Origin of the sequence: Providencia sneebia DSM 19967, from assembly GCF_000314895.2 — a bacterium.
Taxonomy (GTDB): Bacteria; Pseudomonadota; Gammaproteobacteria; order Enterobacterales; family Enterobacteriaceae; genus Providencia; species Providencia sneebia.
The window spans coordinates 1,054,563-1,077,614 of the sequence record NZ_CM001773.1 but is presented as its reverse complement, the minus strand read 5'-3'; the positions used below and the strand labels follow the sequence as shown (position 1 = coordinate 1,077,614).

Below are 23,052 nucleotides of genomic sequence, written 5' to 3'. Positions count from 1 at the left end.
CAGCCTGCATAACAAGATTGGCGAACAGAGTACCATAAAGCATTACTGCATGTTAATCATGATACTAGGCTCGCTATTTATACCAATACAACTTATTTCGAGCCAATTAGCTCTCCACTACGCCAAGCCATTTGTCCCAGCTTGCCAAAACTTGCTCACGTTCAGTGATGAATTGCCCTACTTCTACTCGGCTAGGTAAAGATAACAATGCTAAGCGATGTAATTCATCACGCATTGTCACATAAGCTTGTGTCAAAGCTTTAGCTTCATCTTCTGGCATTAATTGATTTTGTGCCATAAGTTCAAAAATACGCACATTATCGGACCAACGTGTTAACGAAGGGTTTTCATGGGCATAACGTAGAACAAGATATTGAGCAATAAATTCGATATCAGTGATACCACCGGGATCAGCCTTTAAGTCAAATTCACTATTTTGATGGCTTCCTAAATGCTGATGCATTTTTAGTCGCATATCACGCACTTGCTGACGCAAGATTTCGGGATCTTCAGATGTACACAATGTTTCATGGCGAATACGTTTAAATTCTTGTTGTAATTTATCATCCCCAAAAACCATTCGTGCACGAATTAAAGCTTGATGCTCCCATGTCCAAGCATCATTTTTTTGATAATCATCAAAAGCCTCAATGGTGCTGACTAACATCCCTGATTCACCTGATGGCCGTAAACGTGCATCAACTTCATACAAAACACCGGAGGCAGTCCGTGTACTAAACAGATGAATGATCCGTTGAGCAACCCGTAAATAAAACTGCCTCGCTTCAATTGAGCGCTCACCATTAGTCACAACACCCGCCGGACAATCGATTAAGAAAACAAGATCCAAATCTGAGCTGTACCCAAGCTCCCAACCGCCGAGTTTCCCATAGCCCACTACAGCAAAACCATACTGCTTTTCTTCTGTATGAGAAAGATGCGCTGGCTCCCCATACCGCTTAGCCATTTTTTGCCATGCTTGGTGAACCACAGCATCAATAATCGCTTCTGCTAAATAGGTTAAATGATCACTGACTTTCATTATTGGTAGTACACCGGAGATATCTTCGGCGGCTATACGCAATAATTGTGCCTGTTTAAATTGACGCAATGCTTCGAGTTGCTGCTCTTCGTCATCATCCGGCACGCGCATAAGGTATTGGCGTAATTCATCACGATATGCAGTTAAAGGTAAAGGTTGATAAAGCGATTTTGGATCAAGCAATTCATCAAGCAATAATGGATGACGAGCAAGTTGCTCAGCAATCATTGGGGATGCAGCACATAAACGAATGACATGTGTTAACACTTCATCAAACTCAAGCATTAACTCTAAATACGTTGTGCGGCTCACAATACTCAGCAATAGCGGTGCTAGTCGCTCAATAACTTGTCCAGCATCAGCTCTTTTACCCACTTTTGCCAGTAATTTTGGCATTAATTCATCAAGAACATCACGGCCACGGGGTCCAATAGTGCGCTTATTTAAATCATGGCGAAATAAAAATAGCCCATGAATAATTTTTTGAGCAACATCTTCATCATGAGAAGGTAAATCAGCAGCTAGCTCTTCTTTAGAAAGATCCCCTTGCCATAGAGTGATATAAATATCATCAATATTTTCCGCATTTTCATCATCACCTTCTTGCCCGATTTGCTCAGTAAAAATATGGTGCACATTAGCCATTAAAGGCATTAAGGCAAGATAAAATGCATTCCAGTCAGCAAAACCCATGCCCCATGCTAAACGGGCTTGGTTTAAGCTATCTTCAGGTAATGTTTGCGTTTGTTGGTCATCAATGCTTTGCAATAAATTTTCAGTGCGGCGTAAAAATAGATACGCTTCACTCAGTTGCTCAATTTGACCTTCTGGTAATAATGCTAATTCGCGGATCCCGGTCATTACGGTTAATAATGACTGTGATTGCAAACTAGGCTCCCGTCCACCACGGATCAATTGAAAAACCTGAGAAATAAACTCAATCTCACGAATACCGCCAGCACCGAGTTTAATGTTATTCACTAATCCGCGACGGCGCACTTCTCGTTCAATCATATTTTTCATGTTTCTTAATGATTGAATAACACTAAAATCAATATAGCGCCGATAAACGAATGGGCGCAGTAATTGCCGTAAGCTCTCAGCATAATGTAGGCTATCGGGTCCCATGATCCGCGCTTTAACCATGGCATAGCGTTCCCAATCCCTACCCTGTTCTTGGTAATAATCTTCTAAAGCCGAAAAACTAAATACCAAAGGACCACTATCACCAAATGGGCGCAAGCGCATATCCACCCGATAAACAAAGCCATCAACAGTGATTTGGTCAAGGACGCGAATTAATTTTTGCCCTAATCGTGTAAAAAATTGAGCATTATCTAACTCTTTGCGACCACCACAAGTTACGCCATTTTCAGGATAAGCAAAAATTAGATCAATATCGGATGAAAAATTGAGTTCGCCTCCCCCCAATTTTCCCATACCAAGCACTAATAATGGTTGAGGATTGCCTGACCTATCACAAGGTGTTCCCCAAGATTGGCAACATTGTTGGTATAACCAGTCTCTTGCAGCAACAATTAAGGTTTCAGCTAATGCGCTAATCTGTTGAAGAGTTTCTGTACAGATATTGAATGTTTGCATCCATGCAATTCTGATCAACATCTGATTACGGAAAGTTCGTAGAACTCTCATCAGATGGTCTTCATCCAAAACGTTTTCAAGTTCCACCGCGACCAGTGAAGCGTAACTTTGCCATTCATTCGGTTGAGGTGAACATTCGCGAATATGTGTTAAAAAGTGCGGGTGTGCTAAAACTTGCTTAAGTGCAAAATCACTAAAACTCAAAAAAGTGCACTCAAAATCAGTCAGTGGTAGTAAATCACTTACATGTTCAGCCAAACGCGTTACAACATGTTCACGTTGGTACTTTAACTGTTCTGGAAAAGGATGCATATCAACACCTTAATGGACATCAGCGTAATTCAGTGCAATAAGCCATTGCGTGAAAGCTAATTTGCATTTAAGCCAAGCACTGCTATAACAAAAGGTTTCAGCCGTTATCGTTTCATCCATTATATTTGAACGCAGCTGTTCAAGTGGGATATCTAAAATAAATTGAGGTGATGAATTGCGATAATGGACGAGGAAGGCCTGAACAAAACGTAAAAAAGTGTCGAATCCTTCACGAGCACCACTTTCCCCCGCTTGCCAATAAATTTCATGTTGTTGGCAAAGCTTCTGAATCTGAACTAGCACTTTCTCAATAGGCTGCTGTTCATAATCAAAAACTGTTTCGGGTATAACTATTTGCTCTTTTACCGGTTGGATTAGAGAATAGCCGCGTGCAGCTTTGCTCAATGAAGAGAGATTTAAGCCATCAATATCTGCAAGTTTTTTTGCCAAATTTAATACATCAGCGACAAAACCTTGTTTTAATTCCAGCTCAAATTCTTGAATAGGTAGTTCTTGTGAACCCGCAGAGATCACACCTTGATCAAAAACAACCTCAATTTCGCTATCTTCAAACCTAATTAACCACTTTTCACGCATAAAATTGGTGCTAAAAAGAATGTCTAGATTTGATTGTAATTGCTGAATATCTGTACCTTCAGGCCAGATTTCTGGAGGGAATTTAGCTAAATCAAGTTCAGGTGAATCAATATCAATATTGTATTCAGGTCTCTGATGTAACCCGCCCAATACCTGACCTGCTGTTTTTATGGTCATTTCATAATGTCCATCGCAGCCCCGAATACGCAGTCCCATATCCCACTGGCGCAGTAAACGTTCTTTAGTATCGAAATAGATATTGGTTAATTGTTTTGGTTCTACGTGTTGATAAGACAGTGCTGATAAATTCTGGCGCACTGCATCAATAGCAACGGTTTGAGCCGCCAATTTAAGTTCAACCTCTATATGGCTCATACATATCCTTATTTAATCATTTCTCTACAGACATATTACCTTATTCATAGTGAAGTGAGGAAGCAAAGCCGCAAACTGATCTTCATGCAGAGAATGATGTGCAAATGACAATTCATACAATATGTTAATGTTCACTGAAACATCTTCAATCCAACTACAGCGCTAGCAGTGTTGCATATATGAGCAAAAATTCTATAACATGAAATTATTTCAGCTATTTATGTCAAAAAATGCAAAGAATCTTGCGTTAGATAGTGAGTTCAGATAGTTCTCATTCAGGTTTAACGTTTGCACACTCAAACTTAACTCTTTACTATTATTTGACTACGCGCTTATTTCATTCACTATCACTCATAAAAAGTAGACGTCATGCGAAAAATACCATTACTTATTTCCGTCATCGGCCTAAGCCTATCCGTCAGTTCATTTGCCGCTGAAAAACGCTATGTATCTGATGAATTATCAACCTATGTACATAGTGGCCCTGGTGCAAAATATCGTATTGTCGGCACTCTCAATGCTGGTGAAGAAGTAGAACTGCTCACAACAGATGGCAACTACGCACAAATTAAAGATGAACGCGGGCGTACAGTTTGGCTGCCAACTGAACAACTCAGCAAAATACCAAGTATGAAAGTGCGTATTCCTGAGCTAGAAGCTGAAAATCAAAAGTTACGTCAACAACTTGAAAATATTGATAATACATGGAATACCCGTACAGCTGATATGCAAAAACGTGTTGCTGACAATGACAACATCGTCAATCAGCTCAAAGCTGAAAACGAAAAATTAAAAAATGAATTAATTAAATCAGGTAAAAAACTCGAAATTGCAGAAGTTAACCTTGATGATCGCCGACGTGAATTGATTTTACAATGGTTTATGTATGGTGGTGGCGTGGCAGGTGCAGGTCTGATCTTTGGTCTAATCCTACCTCATATTATTCCTCGCCGTAAAAAACGTAATAATGGTTGGATGAACTAAGGTTACTCATAATGAAAACATATCTGGTTGGTGGTGCTGTACGTGATGAACTTCTTGGTTTACCGGTTTCTGATAAGGATTTTCTCGTCGTTGGTGCCACACCAGAAGTGATGTTACAACAAGGCTACCAACAGGTTGGTAAAGATTTCCCTGTATTTTTGCATCCCAAAACCCACGAAGAATATGCATTAGCAAGAACAGAACGTAAAACAGGTGCTGGCTATGTTGGCTTTAGTTGCTATTTTGCCCCAGATGTCACTCTTGAAGATGACCTACTCCGTCGAGATCTCACCATCAATGCCATTGCAAAAGATCTTCAAGGTCAACTGTTCGATCCCTATCATGGTATTGATGACCTCAATAATCGAGTGCTAAGACATGTTTCCGATGCCTTTGCTGAAGATCCTTTGCGGGTTTTACGAGTTGCACGTTTTGCAGCTCGTTTTGCTTCACTAGGTTTCCAGATTGCACCTGAAACATTAACCTTAATGCGTGCCATCAGCGAATCGGGCGAATTAAGTTACTTAACCCCAGAACGCATTTGGGTTGAGACAGAAAAAGCACTAATGTCAGATTCTCCGCAGGTCTATTTTGAAGTTTTACGCCAATGTGGGGCATTAGCTGCACTTTTCCCCGAAATTGATCACTTATTTGGTGTTCCAGCGCCTGCAAAATGGCACCCTGAAATTGATACTGGCATTCATACCATAATGGTATTGCGCATGGCGGCAACACTTTCAGCAGATATTGATGTTCGCTTTGCTGCGCTATGCCATGATGTAGGCAAAGGCTTAACACCAAAAGCGTTTTGGCCAAGCCATCCGAATCATGGAGAAGCGGGTGTTCCATTGATTGAAAACTTATGTGATCGCTTAAAAGTACCTAATCATATTCGCGAATTAGCGCGGTTATCTGCACGTTTTCATGACAAAGTTCATGTTATCAATAGATGTCATGCAACTGAAATAGTGCAACTTTTTGATAGCCTTGATAGTTGGCGTAAACCGGAACGGATTATGCAGCTGAGCTTAATTAGTGAAGCGGATGCTCGAGGACGCGCTGGGCTTGAACAACAAGCTTACCCACAAGGTGAGTTTTTACGTCAAGCTTTTGCTATTGCTCAAACTGTTAATGTAAAACCAATTGTTGAACAAGGTTTTCAAGGAGCGCAAATCCGCGAAGAGCTAACTCGGCAACGAATTGAAAACTTGGAACAGTGGCGGCAACAGCAAACTATTCTACCTGTTACCGCATAATTAATTACTCGTTCTATCGACAATTAATTGGTTTTAGAGCCTCTTTCAATAATAACGCCAACTTGTGAGGCTCTTGCAACTGCGCCGGGTTTAGCGACTTTAATCCTCACCCAAGGGCAAGCAAAACGATTTAATAATAACTGTGCAACTTCCTCAGCCACGCGTTCAACTAACGCAAATTTATTTTGACTGACATACGTAATTATCGCTTGGCTCACTTGTGAATAATCAAGACAATGATGAACGTCATCACTCATTGCAGCGCGTTTATTGTCCCAACCCATCTCAATATCAAAAACAAGTTTTTGCTCAATTTCTTGTTCCCAGTCATATACACCAATTGTGGTGATAACTGATAATTGCTCAATAAATACGATATCCATCACGTCATTTTCTCGTTTGTGTGCTGAATTGATACCACTCCAAGGAAAATATGCGTATTATCCAGAGAGTGAACTAAATTATGAATAAATCTCTTAATATGATTTAAGTTATGTAACACTTAAACTATATTGGGTAACGCGTTAACCATTTTGGAGTGAGTTATGAGTGCAACTGCGCTTGGCATGATAATCTTTGCCTACCTCTGCGGCTCAGTTTCGAGTGCAATATTGATTTGCCGCCTAGCAAGGCTGCCTGACCCTCGTCAACATGGCTCTGGTAATCCTGGAGCAACCAATGTGCTACGCGTTGGTGGTAAAGCAGCTGCCGCTGCTGTGCTCATTTGTGACGTCCTAAAAGGGATGATCCCAGTATGGTTAGCTTATTACTTAAAAGTCCCACCATTCTATCTTGGCTTCGTCGCGATTGCAGCTTGTCTCGGCCATATTTATCCCATTTTCTTCCGTTTTAAAGGTGGTAAAGGTGTTGCCACAGCCTTTGGTGCTATTGCTGCAATTGGTTGGGATCTTTCTGGATTGATTGCAGGAACATGGTTATTAACTGTGTTACTCAGTGGTTATTCTTCACTTGGCGCAATTGTCAGTGCCTTACTTGCACCATTCTATGTCTGGTGGTTTAAACCTGAATTTACCTTCCCAGTTGCCATGTTATCTTGTCTAGTGCTTGTACGGCATCACGCGAATATTCAGCGATTATGGCGTGGTCAAGAAAGTCGAATTTGGCAAAAACTGAGAAATAAAAAGAAAAAGACACCCAAAGAGGTTGCTCAAGAAGCAAAAGAACAAGAATTAGATGATTAATTGAATGATTTCGTGACGAGTCACGAAATCATTTTTTTATCTTATGAACTACTTTTTCAGCGCGGGTAATTCAGCTAATGGCCAACGCGGTCGCACAGTCACACTAAGGTCTGCGCTTGCGCCACCTTTCAAACGAATCAAACCTGCCAACGCAATCATTGCACCATTATCAGTACAAAATTCAGGGCGAGCATAAAAAACTTCACCGCCACGTTTTGTCAGCATATCATCCATTTTAGCGCGTAGTGTGCGATTAGCACTGACGCCACCAGCCATAACTAAACGCTTAAAGCCCGTCTGCTCTAGTGCGCGTTTGCACTTAATCGCCAAAGTATCCACCACTGCATCTTCAAATGCACGGGCTATATCAGCACGAGTTTGGTCATCATCGGCATTTTCGCGGATCGTATTTGCAGCAAACGTTTTCAGGCCTGAAAAACTGAAGTCAAGGCCGGGTCTATCTGTCATTGGGCGAGGGAAAGTAAACCGTCCAGCAACACCTTGTTGAGCCATACGTGATAAAACAGGTCCCCCAGGATAATCTAATCCAAGTAATTTAGCTGTTTTATCAAAGGCTTCACCTGCGGCATCATCAATTGATTCGCCCAATAATTCATATTCACCAATACCTGTCACACTAATTAGCTGGGTATGTCCACCAGAAACCAATAAGGCAACAAATGGGAATTCAGGGCTTTTATCTTCGAGCATAGGAGCAAGTAAATGGCCTTCCATATGATGGACGGCAATGGCTGGCACCTCCCATGCAAACGCAAGAGCACGCCCTACGGTTGCTCCAACCATCAATGCGCCAACAAGTCCAGGCCCTGCGGTATAAGCAACAGCATCAATATCTGTACTTGTCAGATTGGCTTCTTTCAGCGCAGCCTGAATTAATGGAACCGTTTTGCGAATATGATCGCGAGAAGCCAGTTCAGGAACAACACCACCGTAATCAGCGTGCAGTTTGATCTGGCTATATAATTGATTTGCTAATAGACCGGCTTTGTCATCATAGATTGCGATCCCGGTTTCATCGCAGGATGTTTCGATACCTAAAACGCGCATTGCAATACCCTTGTTTGTTGCATGCTGCAAAGTCTATCATTAAATTCAATCCATCGTATAATTTATGATGCCAAAAGGCTGACTTTTCCTATTGTATAGTCTATAATCAGCACCCTGTAATAAATTTCGTGTGGCTAATTTTCATTATTACTTAATTTTATTCATTATTTCTTTCGAAAAAATAATGGGAATAGGTAATCTTGGGTGTTTCAATTTTATACGGCACTTTACAAACCCGTACTCATTGAAGTAAAATTCCGCACCATTTTAAATGAAGGCTGGTTAATTAAGCCAGCAACAACCCGATTTCTATTGAGGTGAGAGGCACATGCCGGTAATTAAAGTACGTGAAAACGAGCCATTCGACGTTGCACTACGTCGTTTCAAACGTTCCTGTGAAAAAGCAGGAGTCTTAGCTGAAGTTCGCCGTCGTGAGTTTTATGAAAAACCAACGACTGAGCGTAAACGCGCTAAAGCATCTGCTGTTAAGCGTCACGCTAAGAAACTGGCTCGCGAAAACGCACGCCGTACTCGTCTGTACTAATTGATAACGGTACCTACCGTAATCAACGCAGACAGTATTAGTAGCAGTTAAAGGCCGTGCTTTCCAGAGGGAAGCGCGGCTTATTATCGTTCATCAACAGGCGAAAAGAGGCTTATGGCTGGACGAATTCCGCGCTCATTTATCAATGATTTATTAGCGAGAACCGACATCATCGATTTAGTCGATGCAAAAGTCCCGTTAAAAAAACAGGGTAAGAATCATCACGCGTGCTGTCCGTTCCATAACGAAAAAACACCTTCTTTCACGGTGAATAGTGAAAGGCAGTTTTATTACTGCTTTGGCTGTGGTGCCCATGGCAATGCTATCGATTTTTTAATGAATTACGACAAACTGGATTTTGTCGAAGCCATTGAAGAATTATCAGCGCTGCATGGTCTTGATGTTCCTTATGAAACAGGAAGCAGTACAAGCCAAATAGAACTTCATCAACGCCAAAATTTGTATCAGTTGATGGAAAAAATTAATGTGTTTTACTATGCTGCCTTAAGTCATCCAACTGCTAAGCAAGCGAATGATTATTTAAGCCAACGTGGTTTAACTGCCGAAATTATTGAGCACTTTTCTATCGGTTTTGCGCCAGCAGGCTGGGATAATTTACTCAAAAAATTTGCAGTAAGCGCTGAAAGTCGCAAACAGCTGAATGATGCTGGTATGTTAGTGACTAATGATAATGGTCGAACCTATGACCGATTCAGGGAACGTATAATGTTTCCGATTCGTGACCGTCGTGGTCGCGTTATCGCTTTTGGTGGACGAGTATTAGGAGATGCATTACCTAAATATCTCAACTCACCTGAAACAGATATTTTTCATAAAGGCCGCCAATTATTTGGCCTGTATGAAGCAACACAAAATAGCAGTGAGTTAGCAAAATTACTCGTTGTTGAAGGTTATATGGATGTGGTCGCACTTGCCCAATACGGGATCCGCTATGCGGTTGCTTCTCTCGGCACATCCACAACCTCAGAGCATATTCAATTGCTCTTCCGCTCAACTGATACTGTAATTTGTTGCTATGATGGTGACCGTGCAGGTAGAGAAGCCGCATGGAGAGCACTTGAAACAGCTCTGCCGTATTTAACTGATGGCCGCCAATTACGTTTTATGTTTTTACCTGATGGAGAAGATCCAGATTCTTTAGTCCGCAAAGAAGGTAAAGAGGCATTTGAAGCTCGAATGAATGATGCCCAACCATTGTCGACATTTCTATTTGAATCATTAGTGCCTCAGGTTGATTTAAAAATTCAAGAAGGACGCGCGAAATTTAGTAAACTCGCCATCCCATTGATAAAACAAATACCCGGTGAAACTTTGCGCCTGTATATGGCACAAGAGTTAGGAAATTTTATAGGAATACCGGATATTTCTCAGGTTCTTGCTATGATAGATAGAGAGAACACTGAATCGGTTAGTTACCAAGCACCAAAATTAAAACCAACCACAATGCGAATATTGATCGCGTTGTTGGTACAAAACCCGAATTTTTCGGAGTACGTGCCCTCATTAGAGGGAATAGCCCATATCCAAATGCCGGGACTTCCGCTGTTTCAGGAATTGGTTAATATTTGCCAATCAACCCCGGGAATGACGACAGGGCAGTTGCTTGAGTTGTATCGCGATAATAAATTTGCAGATCAACTTGAAAAACTAGCAACATGGAACGATATAGAAATAGATGAGATAGCTGAAAAAACATTTAAAGACGCTTTAAATCATTTATTTAATAGTGCGCTCGATAAGCGTTTCGACTATTTAATAGCGAAAGAACGAACTGAAGGGCTGACCCCCGAGGAGCGCGCAGAAGTTCGGCTAATCACGCTTTCACGCGTGAAGTAAAATTCAAGAATACAAAACGGCTTAAGTGCCGATTATCCAAGGCAAATGCCTGTAATTGCTACGAATTTATTAAAGGGGCGTAGCATATAATAAAAATCCCCTATGTTCTTGTTGGCCGTTTGTTTCGCCGACCGACACCAATCTAAATACTCAGAAGTGTGGATACCGTCTTATGGAGCAAAACCCGCAGTCGCAGCTGAAGCTACTCGTAACCAAGGGTAAAGAGCAAGGTTACTTAACCTATGCTGAGGTCAACGACCATCTGCCGGAAGATATCGTCGATTCAGATCAGATTGAAGATATCATCCAAATGATTAATGACATGGGCATCCAGGTCATGGAAGAAGCACCTGACGCCGATGATTTAATACTGGCTGAAACTTCATCTGACACGGACGAAGATGCAGCAGAAGCGGCAGCACAGGTTCTGTCAAGTGTTGAAAGTGAAATAGGTCGTACAACTGACCCAGTGCGTATGTATATGCGTGAAATGGGGACAGTTGAGCTTCTCACCCGTGAAGGTGAGATAGATATTGCAAAACGTATTGAAGATGGTATTAACCAAGTTCAGTGCTCTGTTGCAGAGTATCCTGAAGCCATCACATATCTTCTCGAACAGTATGACAAAGTCGAAGCAGGCGAAAGCCGCTTATCTGACTTGATTACTGGCTTTGTCGATCCTAATGCTGAAGAAGATTTAGCGCCGACAGCAACTCACATCGGTTCTGAACTTCCACAGGAAGAGTTAGATAAAGATGATGACGAAGAAGATGAAGACGAAGACGGCGATGACAGCGATAGCGATGATGATAACAGCATCGATCCTGAATTAGCCCGTGAAAAATTCAGTGAATTACGTGAGCAATACGAGAAAACTCGTCAGCACATCAAACAATTTGGTCGCAGTAATGCCCAAACTGTTCTTGCTATTGAAGAATTGTCAGAAGTTTTCAAACAATTCCGTTTAGTACCAAAACAGTTTGACTATCTGGTCAACAACATGCGTGAAATGATGGATCGCGTTCGCTTACAAGAACGTACCATTATGAAATTCTGTGTTGAACAGTGCAAAATGCCAAAGAAAAACTTCATTACTTTATTTAGCGGCAATGAAACCAGCGAAACTTGGTTAACCGCAGCAAAAGCAATGAACAAGCCGTGGTCTGAAAAACTTCTTGAAGTTGAAGAAGAGATCCTACGTTGTCTGCAAAGATTGCGCCAAATTGAAGAAGAAACTGGCCTAACAATTGAGCAGGTTAAAGATATCAACCGTCGTATGTCTATCGGTGAAGCGAAAGCTCGTCGTGCGAAAAAAGAGATGGTTGAAGCAAACTTACGTCTGGTTATTTCAATTGCGAAAAAATATACCAACCGCGGCTTGCAATTCCTTGATCTGATCCAAGAAGGTAACATTGGTTTGATGAAAGCGGTTGATAAATTTGAATATCGCCGTGGTTATAAATTCTCAACTTATGCAACTTGGTGGATACGTCAGGCAATCACCCGTTCTATCGCGGATCAGGCTCGCACCATTCGTATTCCGGTGCATATGATTGAAACAATCAACAAGCTAAACCGTATTTCTCGTCAAATGTTACAAGAAATGGGTCGCGAACCGTCACCAGAAGAGTTAGCAGAACGCATGCTGATGCCGGAAGATAAAATCCGTAAAGTGCTGAAGATTGCTAAAGAACCTATCTCTATGGAAACGCCAATCGGTGATGATGAAGATTCACATCTCGGTGATTTCATTGAAGATACGACGTTAGAGTTGCCTTTAGACTCAGCAACTTCAGAAAGTTTGCGCTCAGCAACTCATGAAGTGTTAGCGGGCCTAACTGCGCGTGAAGCAAAAGTGCTACGTATGCGTTTTGGTATTGATATGAATACAGACCATACATTAGAAGAAGTTGGTAAACAGTTTGATGTTACGCGTGAGCGTATTCGTCAGATTGAAGCCAAAGCACTGCGTAAATTGCGTCACCCAAGCCGCTCAGAAGTTCTACGTAGCTTCCTAGACGAATAATAAGTTTCTATATTATTGACTAAAACACCTGCCTCGGCAGGTGTTTTTATTTGGGAATAACCAAAAAGCAAGCGGTTATAAAATTTCTACAATCCCTTTTTGTCCATCAACCCTAACCCGCTGACCATTTTGTAAGGTCGTCATGATGCGACGTATTCCCATTACAGCAGGTAAACCAAGCTCCCGCGCAGTCACTGCACCATGAGATAAAGGTCCACCACTTTCTGTTATTACCCCACTTGCACGATAGAAAAGTGCTGTCCAAGCCGGATTCGTTGTTCGAGCAACTAAAATTGCACCTTGTGGGAATTGCGCAAAATCTTCTGCACCGTGAACAAGGAATACTTCACCTTCAATAACACCTGCACTACCCGCTAGGCCTTTCAATGAGGAGCTGTTAAAATCATCTTCATCTGCTGATTCACCATAAATCCATTGTGGTGGTGTCGCTTTGGCTTTTTCATAAGCCAATTTATTCGCATAAATATGTTTGCGTAACTCGCTAAATGCTTCTGTACTTTCATTCGCAATAGTATTAGCAAGTTGTTGTTCTTTTGAAAAATAGATATCTGAAGCTTCATCCAACACACCGCGGATCACCAATCGTTCACCAAGTGCTTTTAATCCTCGACGCATTGGCAAAGCAAGGCGTGTCGTTTGGTAATGTTCTAAATCATCTAATGCCGTATAAACACGAGCCAGCCTGATCAGCTCTTGCATAAAATATCGCAGCTCTTCTGGTGCTTGAGCAATGATATTAAATTCAATTTTTGATTGATTGATTTTTTTACTCAGCAATTCACCACGTTGGCCATCATCCTCAAGATCACTCATTACTCTAATTTGGGTCAGCACAATATGCGGCGCATCCAACCATGTTGGGTGATAAGCATCAAAATCTAATTCACGGTGACCATGATTTGTGAGAAATACAGTTAGCTGATTAAAAAATTCAGGATGATGCAATTCTAATGTTGGCATAATAGAATCTACGTCAATATTAGTTAATAATGCTTGTAAAGCCGTATCATTACGCACATCGCGTGACAGTAGCCAAAGCTCATGATTGACCTGTCCTGTTTTCGTTTCAGATAATGCTATTAAGCTATCAAGGGTTTCATGTGCTTTTTGCTCATCTCCTTGGAAAAACATTTTTAACAATGCAACTAAAGCGGCATAAAGCGATCGTTGTGTCAGTGAGATCGCAATATTAGGCAAGAAATAATCTGATCCTAATTTATTGATCCGTTGAACATAATCCCACAATTCTTTTAGGCTTTTCTCTTGAAGAGGCTCGTGATAAAGACCGCCGATCCCAATCAAATATTTATCAAGATCACGCATCCAAGTGATCGGCAATTCTTGCACCCACGCAAATTTATTCGCAATTTCAGGTAACGACGCTAATAACGTAGGTAAATCATTCATCATCGAAGTAGGCAATTTATTATGGTAAAGCTCAACTGCATTTTGATTACCATAAATATAGTAATCTTGCATACCAAACCATTTACCACTAAATGATGGTAATCCCATTAAATTCAAACTGTAATTAAGAGATGCATGAAAACCCGCTTCACACATATCCCAAGTTAATGGCGTGATTGGGTTTGGAAAACGCTCCGCAGATTCATCGCGCGTCCAAACTGGCGCTATCTGAGTGACATTTCGTGATTGTAGCAACCATAATTTATCTGCATGGAATGCCCATTCAATATCTTGGGGAAAATCAAAGTAGCATTCAGCTTGGATCGCCAATTCAGCAATCTTGCGACATTGTTCCGCACTTAAACTGCTTTGCCCCTTTTGTTCATCAGATAAAGCAACAACCTGTGTCGCAGTTTCTGTCATCACAATTGCATTGTGCTTTTCTGCTAGCTCTTGTTGTACGACTTGTAAGGTTTCGCGATCAACTTGATATTCATCAATTGGCTCTTCACCACCGACCACGGTTTCACCCAAGCCAAATGCTGAATTAATTAATACGGTAGATAAGCTGCCGCGCACAGGATCAACAGAGAAAGCAACACCTGCTGTTTCATTAATACGAACATCAACCATTCTTTGTAAGACAATTGCCATAGAAGCTTGTGTGTGAGGCAGTTGTAAATGTTGACGATATAACATGACGTGGATATGCCACAATGAAGCATAACATTGGCGAATAGCATCATGTAAAGATGCCGTATCTCTAACGCCGAGGATAGTATCATGCTGCCCTGCAAATGCAGCTCCCGGCATATCTTCTAACGTTCCGGATGATCGAACAGCGAGCGGAGTCTGGGTTAATTGCGCTTTTTGTAAAAATGTGGCGAGTTGATCGGTTAATTTTTCGGGTAAAGCTGCGGATAAAATGAGTTGACGAATAGCCTCACTCGCCTCTTGCTGATTAGCAACATGCTGTTTTAATAATTCATTAATTTGCGGTAATAATGGTGCAATAAAGATTTTATAAGCTGCACAAGATAGGACGAGGCCATCTGGAACAGGTAGAGCCTGAATTGTTTTAGCTAAACTTGCTCCTTTACCACCACTGATAGCAATATCAGCTGCTGTTGGATCATTAAGATGATAAATCAGTTCCATTTGTAACCTTCTCTTTTTTAAAGGTGAAATACAGGACAAAAAATGCGAGAACAGCCCCAATGACAACATCAATGCCGTAATGGTAATGCAAATATACCGTTGCTAGGATCAAACCTGCTGCTAACGGCATTAAACAATACGCTGTCCGTCGATAACCTGTTAAGAATACAAAACCAACAATGTACAATGTAATTCCGGTATGTAAGCTTGGGAAAACATCCATGCCCGTTATCCCTTTATCAACAGCTTCTGTAAGTAATGAGATCATTGCGCCATGGTCTACGGGATAAGCAAATACTTCGGGAAAAGCGGCATAGGGGCCTGCTGCTGGCAGAGAAAAATAACCAATAAATCCCCAAAAATACATCAACATGAGGCCAAAAAAGTAACGTTGAGCAAGCAACTTATTGCGTTGTAAAAAGAAAAATAGCGCGCTAATGATAATCAGAAAATAGAAGCTAAAATAGCAAAATGCCACGACTTCACTTAACCAAGGTGCTTGTATATTTATCGCCCATTCCGGCAAACTTTTTCCAAACCAGATCAAAGAGTCAGACTGAAATAAAACCTGATCAGCACTCCAAGTGTAATAATGAATACGGATTGCTTTGAACAGTGGGAAAATTGACCAGCAGGCAATTAATTGTAGTAATCCAAACCAATAAAAGCGGGATATCTGCTGCTTTTTTGATAAGCCAACTGCCAGCATAATAACCCAGAAAATCCCTCCCGCGATCACAGCAGGTAATAAGGTTGCCATTAATCCAGCTTGAAAAACACCTACGGTTCCTAGCCCCCAAATAAGTAACAGCTCCGCAGTAAATAAACCGTTAAATCGACTAGTTAGCATGGTACTGAGCCTTTATATTGAATAATTTTATAACCAATAAATGCACTAATTAGGCTAGTAATAATCACACTCGGCCATAGAAAAGCGCAAACAATCAGGAAAGGTAACCATATCAGAGCGGCTAACCCACCCGCAAAAATCTTAAAAAAACTGACCGTATTGCGGGCATCGGCAAAACGAGCCGCTATTGCAGACGCTAAAAAGATGGGTAGAAAAATAAACATAAGACAAAAACCTAGCCAACGCCAAGCTAGGCTATTTAACTGAGATTTTGTTTTGGGTTGAATTTCTTGATACATTTCAGGCTGTTGTTGATAACGTAAAAAAGCCTGCGCATATGACTCGCCATTCATAAAGGATTGGTAAGCATATTGCTGGGCTTCTTCAAAAGTCTTTTCATCAGGACAGTTAACCGAAACTTCATCAAGTGACTGACTAATTTGGTGAAAGATCCTTTTTTCCCATTCTCTATCTGTTTCATCACTGTTTTTATTCGTGATAGAGAGAGGTGCACCTACATAAATTTCAGCATAACTCGCAAATCGATCGGGCATTGTGTAAAAAAGCCCTACGGGGATCACATTAAATTCAACTTGTTGTTCAAGCAACAAGCGAATGATCCTTGCTCCTCCACGTTGATATGGCAGAGGTTTATAGCCCCATTCACTACTTCCTTCAGGAAAGAGAAACAGATCCCCACCTTTAGTGATATGCGCCATACCAGCTTCTACGGGATCGTCAAAAGTACTTGATTTTATACCTAATCTCTCTTTATCTTTTTTACGCACCACAGGAATGCCCGTGAAATAAAGGCGCATTAATGGGCTATTTAATAATTGTATTGAGGCTAGTGATTGCCCTAATGGCGCCACCTTCAAACTAAGATAACCATCAAAAGCACTATTGCGGTGGCTACATAAAAATAATGTCGGTTTTCCGTTTGATAAAATAGGAAGATGTCCAACAAGTGTACAATATGGATAATAAATCTGACGAATGATAGAAGAAATCCGTTGGTAATAAGTTGATAATGGCTGACCAGCCGCCACAATAGCTGTTTTACTATCCTGAGACATAAGCTTATTGACCTCAATTTCATAGAAATGGCAATTTTTGTCTATATTATTTAGCCATCTTTATCGATATAAATTCATAAATTGTACCAATGCTACGATGCATACCTTTGGCGTAATGTCGCAATATCAAGGGCTAAGCTGCGTAAATTTGGCATATAGCTGACAAGTGCGCGATGCGTTTTAGCTTGATTGATAAATACATACTCTTCCCCAAATGGCTGAGGTTCTCCATCCCGCACAATCGCTTTTTCCCAACCCATTAATAAGCCATCAAGGGGTAGATGGTCATCCCCTTTCGTCAGTGCCATATCAATCAAGTTAGGAATATCAGATGCGGTAAGATATAAACGCCCTTGGTCATAAATGGCGCGTTTCACTGTAATATGGTTATCACTGATAAACCACGTTTGTGGCACAGCTTGCTCTGCTACAGTTCGTGTTGATACGCGCTCGGCAAAGGTTTTTGCGCTGAACAAATTCTCGGCCAGTTGATCCCGAACTCGCCGTTGCTGGTCTGATAATTTCTTGACACCCATTCGATACGGCCCTAAATGAAAAGCTTTCCAACACTCTTCGTCATAAATATCAAAATCAGTAATTAAATTACCTTGTTTATCAATTAATTGTGGAAAACATGGCAGTAATTGATAGGCACTTGGGCAGCTGGCAATTTCATCAGCCGTAAATCCATGGAAAAGCCGTCCACCTGCATAATAACCAGACTGCATTAAAGCAAGTGATTGAAAAGTGCCTTGCCAAGGTGGGCCGAATGCATACCATTTAGCAATAGATTGACGAATTTCTGGGCTAGCTGATTGCAAATAATAACGGATAGCACAGTTAGAGGCGGAATGCGCAATTAACAAAAATTTTTGCTGCTCACCATACAGATATTTGATGCGGCGAATTTCCGTATCAAGTAACTCGGCTAATTGACGATGATCTGCACGCCAATCATGACCTAAGAAAAATAAATCAACACCATCACGATAACCCAATGATTTTTCTAATACTAATTTTAATGGTGCTGTAATTAAATTATCGTATAACTTAGGGATCACAGGAAAATAATGTAATTGATTGGCACCAATTTGGCTTGGAGAATGATGATATTCGTAATCATTCTTACGAATTAAGCTTTTATAATCGCCCCAAATCAGTGTTTTTTTCTGTCGGTCATATAACTGACTGCCCATAATTCCTGGCAAATAAATAATCGGTAAATTGAGCTTAGTATTCTTTAGTTCTGTATTGCGAAGCTGCTTGGCAATTTTTTTAGCTTGCAGCATTGCTAATCCCCAGTTTAAGGGCATAAGCCATAACCTCTTATAGGTAAAATGGGCAATAAAATTTTTTATAAAATCTAATCTGTTAATCTGCAATATATATAATCAATTGAATTATAAAAGGAGATATTTCTCAATCTAATTTATGACTAAATAAACAGTCAAAATAGATGAGAACAAAGGCAGGAAATCACAATCGAGAAAAAAGAGGATTTGAGAACAATGTAAAACATCCCAACCCTCTTTTAAGAAAAATTTTAATTAAAAAATCATAATGTTATTTTACTTTTCGATTATTTATCATTAGAAGTAAAGTACAACCAACCATTACAGCGCCGCCCAACATAGCTAAATTAAAGCCTGATGTGAAAGCCGAACGTACTGCATCAATAATATACGGTTGTGAAATTAATAGATCATGGTTAATTAAGGCGTTAATTTCTTGTCTCGGTAATATGGCGACTAATTTTTCATTTTGATTTAATTGGTCAATTGCGCGGTGAGTCATCAAAGTGCCTAATAGAGCAATCCCCAATGTCATACCTGTTTGGCGCAAAGCATTCATTACTGCGGAAGCAATACCGGAATAGGCTTTATCTACACTTCCCATAACTAATGCACCAATGGCTGGCGTTGCCATTCCCATTCCCATCCCAAGTACAAATAATATAAGAGCAATTTTTAGATAAGCTGTTTCAGACCCAACTGTACCTAGGAAAATAGAAGCAATAGCGATAAGTAAAAAACCAATAATCATTATGTTACGAACACTAAGATAACGAGATAGTTTACCAAAAGAGAATGAAAATATGGCCATGGCAAGAAATTCAGGTGCCATACGTAATCCTGCTTCAAAAGCTCCCCAGCCTTGCCCTTTTTGCAGAAAAAGTGCAATGAAAAAGACATTGCTATAAGTTGCAAATCCCAAAGCAAAAGAAGCCATATTGTATTGGAAGAAAAAACGGTTTGTTTTAAACAGAAATAAGGGGAAAAGTGGACGAGTAACTTTTATTTCAACAATAATAAAGCAGACAAATGCAATTAGGCTTACTAATATTCCACTCATTGTTATGGCACTAGTCCAACCATATTCACCCGCTTCTATTAGAGCGAATGTCATTCCCCCTAATGCTAAAATACTCAATATTTGTCCTAGAGGATCAAAGGCTGCTTTTTCAGGATCAGCACTTTCATCAATTCCAAGCCAGCCTAATAATAAAGTTAGTAAACCCAAAGGAATATTAATCAAAAATATTGTCGGCCAACTTAACATATCAACTAAAAAACCACCTAGAATCGGTCCAATAATTAATGATAGTGCACTGACCGCTGACCAAATGCCGATAATTTTAATTCTTTCAAGATCATTCGAGAAAGCTTGGGTAATAATAGATAACGCACCGGGAATTAAGGCCGCCGCGGCAATCCCTTGAATAATCCTTCCCGTAATTAATATATTAGCCGTTTCAGCATAAGCACAAATCGCAGATCCTAATGTAAAAATACCAATCCCCAACAACCAAATTTTCTTTCGCCCATAGCGGTCACTAATCGGCCCTACTGATAAAATTAATGCCGATAAACATAAAGCATAAGCGTCAATAATCCACTGCAACATGCTCATATCAGCATTGAGATCTTGCTGCATCGCAGGTAAGGCAACATTGACAATACTAATATCTAATGTCGCCATAAAAGTGCCTAAACAAACAGCTGAGATTAAAAAGAGACGTTTCATATCACTGCCTTTATATTCAATATTTGCTTTATCATAAATTATGACCGACCGACGGTCAATTAAAATGATAATGAATATCATTACTAAATATTGTTATTGTATGAAGAAGACCCTAATAGACCAAAAGATAATTAAATAACAGATAAATTAATGAGTTAGATTATAAGTATAAAACGAAAAGAAGACGCACAAGTAATTAGTAGCTAGGGAAAAGAAATTATTGAAAGGGCTGCAACAAAGTGTATCTGCCAATCATAAAAAATAAGATGCCCATTATTAAAACAAGCATCTTATTATCAAAGGCTTCAATCTATTACTGCTAATTTATTTTTTTGAAGCAAGGTAATCTTGCAAAGTACCTTCAGGCTTTTTCTTACAGAATTCAACAATTTGAGGGACTTCAGCAACACTTTGCTCAGTTAAAGCAACATAATCGCCACCTTTGAATTGCGTTTCTTGGTTGGTGACCCATAATGCAACTGGCGCCCAGCTTTGTGGGTTCAGGTTAATAAATTCCTGGCAAGACATTTTTTCAGGTGTCACAGCAGTGGAATCAGCCGCCATTGCATTGAATGAGAAAGCCGCAGCTGCTGCTAATAGGCTAGAAATAACAATCTTTTTCATTTATAAACCTCTTATGTGTAAAAATAATACATAACTATGTGGCACTTTATTTTTATCACAAACTTATTAAAGATTATACAATCTTATTATGAAGGTCTTTTTAAAGGGCATTAACTATCTATAAAAGATAAATATCCTAAGTTATATGAAATTATTTTCAACTCCATATATGGGTAATTAAAAAATAACTATTATTCAAAATAATATATTAAAATGATATTTCAGCTCTATCTAATAATGATTATTTAAAAATAATGATAAATGACTATTACGAGATAGATCAGAAGGTTGTGATGATCCCTATAACACATCATCCTCTTTTTCATTATCAGGTGCTATATATTGTTATCATATGATTTATTTAAATCGCTTCTCCATTAATTACCTGAACGTTAGATATAATTCTTAATATGGAGATTATGATGTCAATGATCACGTATTTATAGGTCAAATTGGAGATTTAGCATACGACCTGATTAACGTATTAAATAAAGAAGCTAAGAAAGATATTATTGGCACCGAAACTATTTTTGGCTTGGCAGAAACGAGTAAACTATATTGAAAAGAGCTAAATTGAAAAAAGCTAAAAAGGGCCAGTACATAAATGTCTACAGGAAGTAATAGCAAATCTCTGTCGCCATTGATTTTTTAGATACAAAAAAGCCACTTGCTAAGAAGTGGCTTAATGTGCTGATTTAACAGCTAAAATTTGGTGGCCCCTGCTGGACTTGAACCAGCGACCAATCGATTATGAGTTTCTTGTGTGAAAGTTACCTAAAAATACTTTTCTTATAATTTCAACCATTTAACTCATTCGCCATATACCCTACATTACTTAGAAATACCCCTAATTACCGTTCTAGGGTATCCTATAGGTATCCTAGTACAAAACCAAACGATTTCTAGGATACCTTAGTTTATTGGTCTGGGGGTTTAATGGAATCATTCAAATTCACCAAAAGTAAAATAGAGACTATTCCCCCTGCCCCTCAAGGTAAGCAGGTTGAATATGCTGACACTGTAGTAAATGGCCTACGGTTAAGAGTTGGCGCCAGCGGCATTAAAAGCTTCTGCGTTTCTCGTAAACGTAAAGGTAAGTTCATTCGCGCTACCCTAGGCCGTTTTCCTGAACTTACAGTAGACAATGCCAGAGCCAAAGCCTTAGAGGTGCTTGGCGAAGTTGCTATAACTGGTATCAACCCTAACGAGGCTGAACGAACCAAACAAAAGCTATCCATAACATTGAGACAAGCCCTAAATGATTACATTTCTAATAGGGGGCATAGGCTCAAGGAAAAAACCGCTAAACAATACACCTCTACACTTACTAATTTTTCTGGTGATTGGCTTGATAACCAAATAGCCAGCATTACCCGTGAAAGGGTCGAACTTCGCCATAAAGCAATTACAGAAGGTACTGTTTGGTTTGGTGTTGATAAAAGCACATTACGCTCTGGTGTTGGTGTAGGTAGCTCTGCCCAAGCTGATTTATGGGGACGTGCTCTTAGGGCTGTATGTCGGTTCGCTCATGATCATTATCGTGACGAGGAAGGTAATACCATATTACCCGATCCCCCTACAAAAGTTCTCAGTTCTAAGCGTCAATGGCATGGTTTAACCAGAAAAACAGAACGTATCAGAAATCATGATTTAGGTCGCTGGCTGGTGGCTGTTGATTCTGTTAGGGCTAAAGGGGTAGATAACCTCGATACAATGGCTATATCAGTTTGTGACGCGCTTAAAGTTGCTTTATTTACAGGGTTAAGGCGTTCTGAAATATTTGGCCTGAAATGGGATAGAGTTAATTTAGCCGGTAGATATTTTTGGATTGATAAAACCAAGAACGGAGATCCATTAGAGCTACCAATTACTGATACCCTGCTTGAAGTTTTCAGAAATCAACTAAAATCACGCTATGAAAATAGTTTATTTGTATTTCCTAATGCCCAAGGTAAGCTACGGTTTTAATAATACGTTAAGTCTGATCCGTAATGCGTTAAGTAGCCAAATATTAACCACTACCGTAA

General features: G+C 40.0%; 15 protein-coding genes and 2 pseudogenes. 7 read left to right on the top strand and 10 right to left on the bottom strand.

Going from position 1 to position 23,052, the window contains the following annotated elements; genetic code table 11:
* Positions 1 to 106: 106 nt before the first annotated feature.
* Entirely contained in the window at positions 107 to 2,956 is a 2,850-nt protein-coding gene (gene glnE / locus OO7_RS04370; protein ID WP_008914759.1) for a bifunctional [glutamate--ammonia ligase]-adenylyl-L-tyrosine phosphorylase/[glutamate--ammonia-ligase] adenylyltransferase, read from the bottom strand.
* A gap of 9 nt (positions 2,957 to 2,965) precedes the next feature.
* Entirely contained in the window at positions 2,966 to 3,928 is a 963-nt protein-coding gene (locus OO7_RS04365) for a CYTH domain-containing protein (protein ID WP_008914758.1), read from the bottom strand.
* Positions 3,929 to 4,297: 369 nt separating this feature from the next.
* On the opposite strand from OO7_RS04365, the gene OO7_RS04360 reads away from it, so the two are divergent.
* Together OO7_RS04360 and OO7_RS04355 are read left to right on the top strand one after the other, a co-directional pair.
* Complete coding sequence (locus OO7_RS04360) at positions 4,298 to 4,912, top strand: TIGR04211 family SH3 domain-containing protein (RefSeq protein ID WP_008914757.1); 615 nt, start codon at positions 4,298 to 4,300, stop codon at positions 4,910 to 4,912.
* 11 nt (positions 4,913 to 4,923) lie between these two features.
* Complete coding sequence (locus OO7_RS04355) at positions 4,924 to 6,168, top strand: multifunctional CCA addition/repair protein (RefSeq protein ID WP_008914756.1); 1,245 nt, start codon at positions 4,924 to 4,926, stop codon at positions 6,166 to 6,168.
* A gap of 23 nt (positions 6,169 to 6,191) precedes the next feature.
* On the opposite strand, the gene folB is transcribed toward OO7_RS04355, so the two are convergent.
* The gene (gene folB / locus OO7_RS04350; RefSeq protein ID WP_008914755.1) at positions 6,192 to 6,551 is read right to left on the bottom strand and encodes a bifunctional dihydroneopterin aldolase/7,8-dihydroneopterin epimerase; all 360 of its coding nucleotides are present in this window, start codon (positions 6,549 to 6,551) and stop codon (positions 6,192 to 6,194) included.
* 162 nt (positions 6,552 to 6,713) lie between these two features.
* Here folB and plsY point away from each other — a divergent pair, with 162 nt between their 5' ends.
* Positions 6,714 to 7,370 (top strand): glycerol-3-phosphate 1-O-acyltransferase PlsY, encoded by a 657-nt coding sequence (plsY, locus tag OO7_RS04345; RefSeq protein ID WP_008914754.1) that lies wholly within the window; start codon positions 6,714 to 6,716, stop codon positions 7,368 to 7,370.
* Positions 7,371 to 7,418: 48 nt separating this feature from the next.
* On the opposite strand, the gene tsaD is transcribed toward plsY, so the two are convergent.
* Positions 7,419 to 8,438, bottom strand: coding sequence for a tRNA (adenosine(37)-N6)-threonylcarbamoyltransferase complex transferase subunit TsaD (gene tsaD / locus OO7_RS04340; RefSeq protein WP_008914753.1), 1,020 nt, complete (start codon positions 8,436 to 8,438; stop codon positions 7,419 to 7,421).
* A gap of 328 nt (positions 8,439 to 8,766) precedes the next feature.
* On the opposite strand from tsaD, the gene rpsU reads away from it, so the two are divergent.
* The 3 genes and pseudogenes from rpsU to rpoD all read left to right on the top strand — a co-directional run.
* Positions 8,767 to 8,982, top strand: a complete 216-nt coding sequence (rpsU, locus tag OO7_RS04335) for a 30S ribosomal protein S21 (RefSeq protein WP_001144069.1) — start codon at positions 8,767 to 8,769, stop codon at positions 8,980 to 8,982.
* 114 nt (positions 8,983 to 9,096) lie between these two features.
* Complete coding sequence (gene dnaG / locus OO7_RS04330; RefSeq protein WP_008914752.1) at positions 9,097 to 10,839, top strand: DNA primase; 1,743 nt, start codon at positions 9,097 to 9,099, stop codon at positions 10,837 to 10,839.
* Positions 10,840 to 10,993: 154 nt separating this feature from the next.
* A pseudogene (rpoD, locus tag OO7_RS04325) lies at positions 10,994 to 12,865 on the top strand (RNA polymerase sigma factor RpoD); the annotation flags it as partial.
* Between the two features lie 75 nt (positions 12,866 to 12,940).
* Here the strand turns inward: rpoD and OO7_RS04320 are convergent.
* The 6 genes from OO7_RS04320 to OO7_RS04295 form a co-directional block, all read right to left on the bottom strand.
* Positions 12,941 to 15,451: a PEP/pyruvate-binding domain-containing protein gene (locus OO7_RS04320; protein WP_008914750.1), complete on the bottom strand. Its 2,511-nt coding sequence runs from the start codon at positions 15,449 to 15,451 to the stop codon at positions 12,941 to 12,943.
* Positions 15,429 to 16,301, bottom strand: a complete 873-nt coding sequence (locus OO7_RS04315; RefSeq protein ID WP_008914749.1) for a phosphatase PAP2 family protein — start codon at positions 16,299 to 16,301, stop codon at positions 15,429 to 15,431. Before OO7_RS04315 ends, OO7_RS04320 begins: the two co-directional genes overlap by 23 nt.
* Positions 16,295 to 17,377 (bottom strand): lysophospholipid acyltransferase family protein, encoded by a 1,083-nt coding sequence (locus tag OO7_RS04310; protein ID WP_008914748.1) that lies wholly within the window; start codon positions 17,375 to 17,377, stop codon positions 16,295 to 16,297. The genes OO7_RS04315 and OO7_RS04310 overlap by 7 nt, the downstream gene beginning before the upstream one ends.
* A gap of 92 nt (positions 17,378 to 17,469) precedes the next feature.
* A complete protein-coding gene (locus OO7_RS04305) occupies positions 17,470 to 18,690 on the bottom strand; it encodes a lipase/acyltransferase domain-containing protein (RefSeq protein WP_008914747.1) in 1,221 nt (406 codons plus the stop codon).
* 250 nt (positions 18,691 to 18,940) lie between these two features.
* A complete protein-coding gene (locus OO7_RS04300) occupies positions 18,941 to 20,401 on the bottom strand; it encodes an MFS transporter (RefSeq protein ID WP_043892799.1) in 1,461 nt (486 codons plus the stop codon).
* A 324-nt stretch (positions 20,402 to 20,725) separates the two neighbouring features.
* A complete protein-coding gene (locus OO7_RS04295) occupies positions 20,726 to 21,025 on the bottom strand; it encodes an HdeA/HdeB family chaperone (protein ID WP_008914745.1) in 300 nt (99 codons plus the stop codon).
* Positions 21,026 to 21,961: 936 nt separating this feature from the next.
* Between OO7_RS04295 and OO7_RS04290 the strand changes: the two are divergent.
* Positions 21,962 to 22,987 (top strand): annotated as a pseudogene (locus OO7_RS04290) (tyrosine-type recombinase/integrase); the annotation flags it as partial.
* Positions 22,988 to 23,052 lie beyond the last annotated feature (65 nt).